This is a genomic window from Kitasatospora sp. NPDC057512 (assembly GCF_042802135.1).
Lineage (GTDB): Bacteria > Actinomycetota > Actinomycetes > Streptomycetales > Streptomycetaceae > Kitasatospora.
The window spans coordinates 1-7,742 of sequence record NZ_JBHVET010000391.1 but is presented as its reverse complement, the minus strand read 5'-3'; the positions used below and the strand labels follow the sequence as shown (position 1 = coordinate 7,742).

At 72.8% G+C, this 7,742-nt stretch carries 10 protein-coding genes; 6 read left to right on the top strand and 4 right to left on the bottom strand.

The window, feature by feature from the left end:
* The coding region (locus ACFU6K_RS23810; protein WP_380666147.1) for an NAD(P)H-binding protein at positions 1-787 on the top strand (787 nt) is incomplete at its 5' end.
* Positions 788-945: 158 nt separating this feature from the next.
* The gene (locus ACFU6K_RS23805; RefSeq protein ID WP_380666146.1) at positions 946-1,083 is read left to right on the top strand and encodes a hypothetical protein; all 138 of its coding nucleotides are present in this window, start codon (positions 946-948) and stop codon (positions 1,081-1,083) included.
* A gap of 117 nt (positions 1,084-1,200) precedes the next feature.
* On the opposite strand, the gene ACFU6K_RS23800 is transcribed toward ACFU6K_RS23805, so the two are convergent.
* The 3 genes from ACFU6K_RS23800 to ACFU6K_RS23790 all read right to left on the bottom strand — a co-directional run bounded on the left by ACFU6K_RS23800 (position 1,201) and on the right by ACFU6K_RS23790 (position 3,036).
* Positions 1,201-1,635 (bottom strand): ester cyclase, encoded by a 435-nt coding sequence (locus ACFU6K_RS23800; protein ID WP_380666144.1) that lies wholly within the window; start codon positions 1,633-1,635, stop codon positions 1,201-1,203.
* A 159-nt stretch (positions 1,636-1,794) separates the two neighbouring features.
* On the bottom strand, positions 1,795-2,337 hold the full coding sequence (locus ACFU6K_RS23795) for a GNAT family N-acetyltransferase (protein WP_380666142.1): 543 nt from the start codon (positions 2,335-2,337) through the stop codon (positions 1,795-1,797).
* 96 nt (positions 2,338-2,433) lie between these two features.
* Positions 2,434-3,036: a TetR/AcrR family transcriptional regulator gene (locus tag ACFU6K_RS23790; protein WP_380666141.1), complete on the bottom strand. Its 603-nt coding sequence runs from the start codon at positions 3,034-3,036 to the stop codon at positions 2,434-2,436.
* A 152-nt stretch (positions 3,037-3,188) separates the two neighbouring features.
* Here ACFU6K_RS23790 and ACFU6K_RS23785 point away from each other — a divergent pair, with 152 nt between their 5' ends.
* Both ACFU6K_RS23785 and ACFU6K_RS23780 read left to right on the top strand, forming a co-directional pair.
* Positions 3,189-4,058 carry an NAD(P)H-binding protein gene (locus tag ACFU6K_RS23785; RefSeq protein ID WP_380666139.1) on the top strand — a complete coding sequence of 290 codons (870 nt, stop codon included), beginning with the start codon at positions 3,189-3,191 and terminating at the stop codon, positions 4,056-4,058.
* A gap of 305 nt (positions 4,059-4,363) precedes the next feature.
* Entirely contained in the window at positions 4,364-4,834 is a 471-nt protein-coding gene (locus tag ACFU6K_RS23780) for a DIP1984 family protein (RefSeq protein ID WP_380666137.1), read from the top strand.
* Positions 4,835-5,200: 366 nt separating this feature from the next.
* On the opposite strand, the gene ACFU6K_RS23775 is transcribed toward ACFU6K_RS23780, so the two are convergent.
* Positions 5,201-6,208 (bottom strand): GlxA family transcriptional regulator, encoded by a 1,008-nt coding sequence (locus ACFU6K_RS23775; RefSeq protein WP_380666135.1) that lies wholly within the window; start codon positions 6,206-6,208, stop codon positions 5,201-5,203.
* A 70-nt stretch (positions 6,209-6,278) separates the two neighbouring features.
* On the opposite strand from ACFU6K_RS23775, the gene ACFU6K_RS23770 reads away from it, so the two are divergent.
* Positions 6,279-7,229: an NADP-dependent oxidoreductase gene (locus ACFU6K_RS23770; RefSeq protein WP_380666134.1), complete on the top strand. Its 951-nt coding sequence runs from the start codon at positions 6,279-6,281 to the stop codon at positions 7,227-7,229.
* Positions 7,230-7,323: 94 nt separating this feature from the next.
* The coding region (locus ACFU6K_RS23765) for a threonine/serine exporter family protein (RefSeq protein WP_380666132.1) at positions 7,324-7,742 on the top strand (419 nt) is incomplete at its 3' end.

Sequence of the window (7,742 nt, the reverse complement as noted above, 5' to 3'; positions counted from 1 at the left end):
CGGCGAGCAGGTCAGAGCAGTCAGCAGGACCCGGGCCGCGGGCTCGTCGACGCCCGGGTACGAAGCGGTCGTCGCCGACCTGGACCGCCCCGAGACGCTGCCCGCGGCGCTCGACGGCGCCGACAAGGTGTTCCTGTACGGAATGCTCGACCCGCACAAGCCCTACGACATCGAGAAGGTCACCGCGGCGGCCGTGGCCGCGGGGATCCGGCAGGTGGTCCTGCTCTCGTCGGTGGCGGTCGTCCTGGACCCCGCCGCCGACCACCCGGTCGCCCGCCTGAACCGCACGATCGAGCAGGCCGTCCAACGGTCCGGCCTGGACTGGACGTTCCTCCGGCCGGGGACGTTCGCCACCAACACCCGCACCTGGTGGGCCGAATCGATCCGCACCGGCAACGTCGTCCGCCTGCCCTATCCGCTCGCACAGTCGGCACCGGTGCACGAGAAGGACATCGCGGCGCTGGCGGTGACCGCCCTGACCGAACCGGGCCACTCGCACCAGGCCTACACCGTCCACGGCGCCGAGTCCCTGACCCTGCGACGCCAGGTCGAGCACATCGGCGAGGCCATCGGCCGCCCCATCCGGGTCGAACACGTCTCCCCCGAGCAGGCCCGCGCGGACGTCGCCAGGACCATGCACCCGGTCGTGGCCGAGGCGATCGTGAGCCAGTGGGCCGCCGCCGACGGCGTCGCGGCCGTGACCTCCGTCATCGCCGAAAAGATCACCGGCACCCCGGCGCACACCTACGCCCGGTGGGCCGTCGACCACGCCGACGACTTCCGCTGAGCCCGTCGTGCCGACCGGCCGTGCGGGGCCGGTCCGCTCGGCCCCCGGGCTTCCCCGTCCAGGAGGGCCCGGCCTCGTACAGACCGGCCTGCTCGGCGCCGAGGCGCAGCGCCTGAAGCCCGATGGCCGCGACGGGGCCCGGCCCGTGGGCGCCGGGCGTGAGGACGGTCCGCATCACCAAGGTGCCCGTCGAGACCGTGATGCTCGACAACGCCGGCCACTACCCGCTCGAAGACCCCGGCCTCCAGCAGATGGAGGACGCCATCGCCGACTTCGTCGCCAGGAACACCGCCTGAACCGGCGGGGGTCGGGTGCCGTGTCAGGCGGCCTTCGCAGCTGCCCGACCCGAACCGTTCCGGCCCTGAACTACCCTGAGGGCCCGCCGAGTTGCTCCGTGGGCCGGGCCCGACGAGTCACTCCGGGGGCCCACCGAGCGGCGGGATCACGTCCAGTTGCTGGAGGAAGCCGAGGACGTCCTTGTCCGACCACTTCTCGGCGAGCTTCCCGTTCTCGATGCGGTGGATCACCGTCGCCGTCATCGTGATCGGCCGGCCGGTCGCCGGGATGCCCGGGAGGTCTCCCACGGACATCCCACGGCCCGTCAGCCGGGTCACGACCTTGTCGCCCTCCGCGATCTGGTCCTCGATCTCGTGGACTCCGGGTGTGGCCTCCCAGAACAGGCGGAACGCCTGCTTCAAGCCCTCCCGGCCGGGGGCGAACCCCGGAAACGGCGGCGGCGAGTGGTCCTGGTAGTCCTCGGCGACGAGGTCGTCCATGGCCTCCAGGTTGCCGGCGTCCACCTCCCGGTAGAACCGGCGGACCAGCCTCTTGTTCTCCTCGATCGACATGGGCACCTCTCCGTGCGCTCGGTCGCGCCGCCGGAGCGGCGCACGACGCCCGCATCGTCGCCCGCCCGCTCCCCGCGCCACGCCCGCGCCACGCCCTCGGCACGCACGGCCGCCGTGGACGTTCACCCGGACAGCAGCCGCAGCCGTTCGGGCCCGCCGTCAACGGGCGGTCGGGACGTACCGGTCCGCCGACAACGCGAAGACCCGTACTCGCCGGCCGCCGGTGGGATTGACGGTCTCACGGTCCAGCCGCATCCCCAGCTTGGCCATGATCCGCTCGGAGGCGTCGTTGCCGACCTGGGCGATGCTGACGATCCGCTCCAGCCCCCGCTCCTCGAAGCCGAACCGTACGGCGGCCGCGGCCGCCTCGGTGGCCAGGCCCCGCCCCCAGTGGGCACGTCCCAGCCGCCAGCCGACCTCGACCGCCGGCAGCACCTCCGGCAGGTAGGAGGGCACCGAAAGGCCGGTGAACCCGGCCAGTTCGCCGGTGGAGCGGATCTCCACGGCGAACAGGCCGAAGCCCCGCGCCTCCCACTCGCCCTCCCACGCCCGGATCCCGTCGCGGGTCTGCCGCTCGTCACGGACGCTGCCGTCACGGATCCACCGCATGACCTCGGGGTCGGCGTTGACGGCGGCCATGGGCGCGACGTCCTCCTCGCGCCAGCGACGCAGGATCAAACGGGGTGTCTCAAGCCTGATCATCCGATCATTCTGGACCGCCGCGAGGCCCTCCGCCAGCGTCGCCGGGCACCAGGCATCAGGCATCAACGGGCCCATACGGAGACCGCGTCCGGACCGCTACCGCAGGTGGGCGAAGGCCTGGTCGGCGTCGGCGACGGCCTCGGGCCGCACCTCGCGGGCGCTCCGCCCGTCGGCGATCTTCTGCCAGTTGGCGCGGGCGAGCACCCGTTGGACCGCGATCACCTGGGCCGCCCTCAGCCGCGCCTGGACGTCCGGGCCCGGGTCGAGGGCCTCGGCCAGCGCCTGCTCGTCCGCGAGCATGTACTGCAGGAGCCGTCCCGCCAGGCTCGGCGTGGTGAACACCAGGCGGTGGAACTCCACCACCGCGGGATGGTCGTTGAGGCCGGTGACGGGCTCGAACCGATCGAGGCCGTCCAGGAAGTGCCGGTGCAGTGCCGCCATCGGCGAGACGCCGGACGGGCGGTCGCGCACGACACGCGCGGCCTCGCCCTGGTGGTCCGCGAACCCCTGTAGGACCAGGTCCTCCTTGGTGGGGAAGTACCGGAAGAGGGTCGGCTTGGAGACCTCGGCCGCGGCGGCGATGTCGCTGACCGAGACCTGGTCGAATCCGTGCGCCAGGAACAGCGAGACCGCCGCGTCGGCGATGGCGTCACGGGTCCGCGCCTTCTTGCGGGCGCGCAGTCCCGTCGGCTCGATCACCTGAACAGCATAACATTAGTGACCGGGTTGCGTTTTTAACCGAGTAACGATTTTCTGGAGGAATGACCCAGCCGAACACCACACGACGACACACCACCCGACACACCGCACGACTCACCACACAACTCACCGCACGAACCCCCGTGCCGCCGGTGCTCGTCACCGGGGCCACCGGCCGGATCGGGCGCGGAGTCGTCGACGAACTCCTCAGCGCGGGCGTACCGGTCCGCGCCCTCGCCCGTCGCCCCGAAGCGGCGGCGACGCTGCCGCCCGACGTCGAGGTCGTCACCGGCGACCTCACCGCGCCCGCCTCCCTCGACGGGGCGCTGCGAGGCGTCGGCGCCGTCTTCCTCCTCTGGACCGCACCGCCGCCGACCGCCGCGGCCGTCATCGAGCGCCTGGCCACCCACGCGCGGCGCGTCGTGTTCCTCTCCTCACCGCACCAGACGCCCCACCCCTTCTTCCGACAGCCGAACCCCATGGCGGTGCTCCACGCCGAGATCGAGCGGCTCATCGCGGCCACCGGCCTCGAATCGACGATCATCCGGCCGGGGATGTTCGCATCGAACTCCCTGGCCTGGTGGGCACCCGCCATCCGCGCCGGCTCCGTCGTCCGCTGGCCGTACGGCGCCGCCGAGACCGCACCCGTCGACGACCGCGACATCGCGGCCGTCGCGGCCCGGACCCTCCACCAGGACGGACACGCCGGCGGCGACTACGTCCTCACCGGCCCCGAGTCCCTGAGCCAGGCGGCGCAGGTGGAGATCATCGGGAACGTCCTCGGACGCCCGACCAGGTTCGAGGAGCTGTCGCCGGACGAGTTCCGCACCGCGATGGACGGAAAGGCACCGCGCCCGGCCGTCGACATGCTGCTCAACGCCTGGGACGCGACGATCGGAAGGCCCGCGTACCTCACCTCCGCGGTGTCCGACATCCTCGGAGTACCGCCGCGGTCGTTCGCCCAGTGGGTCGCCGACCACGCCGACGCGTTCGGACCGGGCCCGACCCCGTCGACAGCCTGACCGTCCCACCCGTACCGGCGGGTGATCTCGCCCGAACGCCCCGGTCCCCATCAGCACCTGCGATGCCACCACGCCAACTCGGCGTCCGCTGCCGGCTCATGATGCGTCCGCCTGAGAAGCGTCACGTCCAGGCGATCCATCTGAACCCTTCATCCCATGCTCCAAGACCGGCCCAACAGAACCAGACCCGCTTGACATCGGGACAGGGAGGTTTCCTGACGGCTTTCAAACAGTCGAAAACCAGGTGCGGACGCCCCGACCTGCACTCCTATACTCGTGCGAACTCACGGAAGGAGGTGCAGGCGGTGAAGCTTGCCGAGGCACTGGCAGAACGCGCGGAGGCGACGCGCCGAATAGAACAGCTGCGGGCGCGCGTCGTCAGCAGCGCGCGGCACCAGGAAGGGGAGACCCCCGCCGAGGATGCGGCGCAGCTGCTGGCCGAGGTCGGTGAAGTGCTGGACTCCCTGGAAACGTTGATCCGGCGGATCAACCGGACCAACGCCACCGTGGAGATGGGTCCGGACGGCACACTCACCGACGCCCTCGCACGCCGGGACGTCCTGCGGCTGCGCCACTCCGTGGTCACCGCGGCGGCGGACGCGGCGGCGGGTACGGGCGAACGGGGTTACGGCCGACAGCTCCGGTCCGAGCTGATGATGCTCTCCGCACTCCCGGTCGCCGACCTGCGCGCCCAGGCGGACGCACTCGCCCGGGACATCCGCGAGGTCGACGTGCGGATCCAGCGGACCAACTGGGAGGTCGACCTGCTGGACTGAGCGGTCCGGCAGAGTGACGGGACGCGATGTGGAGCAGGTAGCAGCTTCGGAGGCGTGCACACACCGAGGGCCGGCGGTACTCCGGCCCACTCCTGGCGCGTGAAGAGCAACGCGGGGTTCGACTCCCCACCAACAGCGCAGCTCAGCACCGCGTACAGGTGACAGTGCACATCGCACAGCACATCACCATGTGCAGATCCGAAGCGGCGAGGGCGGGTTCGGGGCTTTCCACACCGTGCCACGGGTTTCTCCGTGGACCGTCGGACGTACACCACCCCTCCTATCATGGAGGCATGAGTTCGTATACGGGCGACGTGGGAAGTCGGGCCTGCCGACTTCCCACGTCGGCCGGGGAGGGGCCGGTGGTCAGGTGGGCGTCGGGGGGCCGGGGTGGCCGCGGAAGGTGGTGCGGTAGGTCTGGGGGGAGACTCCGATCGCGGCGTGGAGGTGCTGGCGGAGGGAGGCGCCGGTGGCGAAGCCGATTTCGGTGGCGATGCGGTCGACGGGGAGGTCGCTGGTCTCCAGCAGGTGGCGGGCGCGGTGCAGGCGTTGCTGGATGAGCCAGCGGCCCGGGCTGGTGCCGGTCTCCTCCTGGAAGCGGCGGGCGAAGGTGCGCGGGCTCATCCGGGCGTGGGCGGCCAACTCCCGGAGGGCGAGCGGGCGGTCGAGGCGTTGGAGGGCCCAGGCCTGGGTGGCGGCGGTGCCGTTGGCGCCGTCCGGGGGCACCAGCTGTTCGATGTACTGGGCCTGGCCGCCCTCGCGCCAGGGTGGCACCACGCACTGCCGGGCGACCTGGTTGGCGACGGCGCTGCCGTGGTCGGAGCGCACCAGGTGCAGGCAGACGTCGAGGCCGGAGGCGGCGCCCGCCGAGGTGAGGATGTCGCCGTCGTCGACGAACAGCACGTCGGCGTCCAGGGCGACCCGGGGGAACATCCGGCGGAAGGCCGGCGCCAGGGCCCAGTGGGTGGTGGCGGGGCGCCCGTCGAGGAGGCCGGCGGCGGCCAGCGCGAACGCGCCGGTGCAGATGGAGACGATGCGGGTGCCGGGGCGGATCCGGGCGAGGGCCGCGCGCTCGGGCTCCGGCAGGTCGGCGGTGGCGCGGTGCAGGGCGTACGGCGGGATGACGACGGTGTCGGCGCGCTCCAGGGCCTCGGGCCCGTGCCCGACGGTGATGGTGAAGTCGGCGCTGGTCGCGACCGTCCGGTCCTCCGTCGCCGCGCACGTCACCACCTCGTACGCGCCCGGCACCCCGGGGAAGACCCGGTTGGGGATGCCCAGCTCGAAGGGGTAGACCCCGTCGAGGGCGAGGACGACGACGCGGTGCGGCGGCCGGGCGCCGGGGCCACCAGGACCACAGGGTTCCATCGCAGGCATGGCACGATCCTATCGGTCTTTGGCAATCTTGCCATTTCGCTGGTCAGGGGCGCGGCCGCAGGCTGGATCCATGACCACGAACACGATGCGAGCCATCACCCAGACCACCCTCGGCGCCCCGGACGTCCTCCACGAGGCCGAGGTCGAACGACCCGTGCCCGGCGTCGGCCAGATCCTCGTCGCCGTCCACGCCGCCGGGGTCAACCCCACCGACTGGAAGCACCGCAGCCGCGGCTACTTCCTCGGGCAGCCCCCGTTCACGCTCGGCTGGGACGTCTCCGGCACCGTCGAGGCGGTCGGCGTCGGCGTCTCGCTCTTCGCCCCGGGTGACGAGGTGTTCGGCATGCTGCCCTACCCGTACGGCGCCGGCGCACACGCCGAGTACGTCACCGGCCCCGCCCGGGCCTTCGTGCCCAAGCCCGCCGCGCTGAGCCACGTCGAGGCCGGCGCGCTTCCGCTGGTGGCGCTCACCGCCTGGCAGGCGCTCGTCGACACGGCGGGGCTGCGGCCGGGGCAGCGGGTCCTGGTGCACGCGGCGGCCGGCGGCGTCGGGCACGTCGCCGTGCAGATCGCCAAGGCGCGCGGCGCGTACGTCGTCGGTACGGCGTCCGCCGCCAAGCACGACTTCGTCCGGGGCCTGGGCGCGGACGAGGTCATCGACTACCGCACCGTCGACTTCGTGACGGAGGCCCGCGACATCGACGTGGTCCTCGACCCGCTCGGCGGCGACGACCGGCTGCGCTCCCTGGAGACCCTCCGGCCCGGCGGCGTCCTGGTGTCGATCCTGCCCCAGGGCCTCGACGAGGTAGCCGAGCGCGCCGCCGAGCTGGGCGTGACGGCGAAGGCCCTGCTGGTCGAGCACGACCGGGCGGGCATGGCCGCGATCGCCGCCCTCGCCGAAGCCGGGCGGCTGCGCCCGCACGTCTCCGCCACGTACCCGCTCGCGGAGGCCGCGAAGGCCCACGCCGAGGGCGAGACCGGCCGGGTCACGGGCAAGCTGGTCCTCACCGTCCGCCCGTAGCGGCTACCCGGCCCCCGGGAGCGACCAGCGGTCGGGAAGCGAACAGACCGGGGCAGATTCAGACCGAATCGGGCAGGGTGGGACGATACCTGCCATGCCTAGCAAGTCTCCATCGGTCCGGGACGCCGACGCCCCGCCCGACCCGCTCTGCCGTCTCCTGCTCGACCTGGGCGAAGCCCTGCTGGGCGGCGGCCTGCCCGTCCATGAGGTCGAGGACGAACTCCGCGGGCTGGGGCGGGCGTTGGGCGCCCCGGAGGTCCAGGTCGCCGCCCTGACCAACGGGCTGTTCGTGGCCCTGGACCCGGACGGGGCCACCAGGTTCCAACCGCTCGGCGGCACCCTGCGGTTCGAGCAGACGGCCGACGTCCTCCACCTGGTGCACCGGCTGCGGGCGGGCGGGCTCGACGGGCCCCGGGCGCGCGCCGAGCTGGACCGGATCCGGCGGGCGCCCGCCCGCTGGCCCGCGTGGGTGGCGGACTTCGGGGCGCTGCCGGTCGGGGTCGGGGTCTGCAT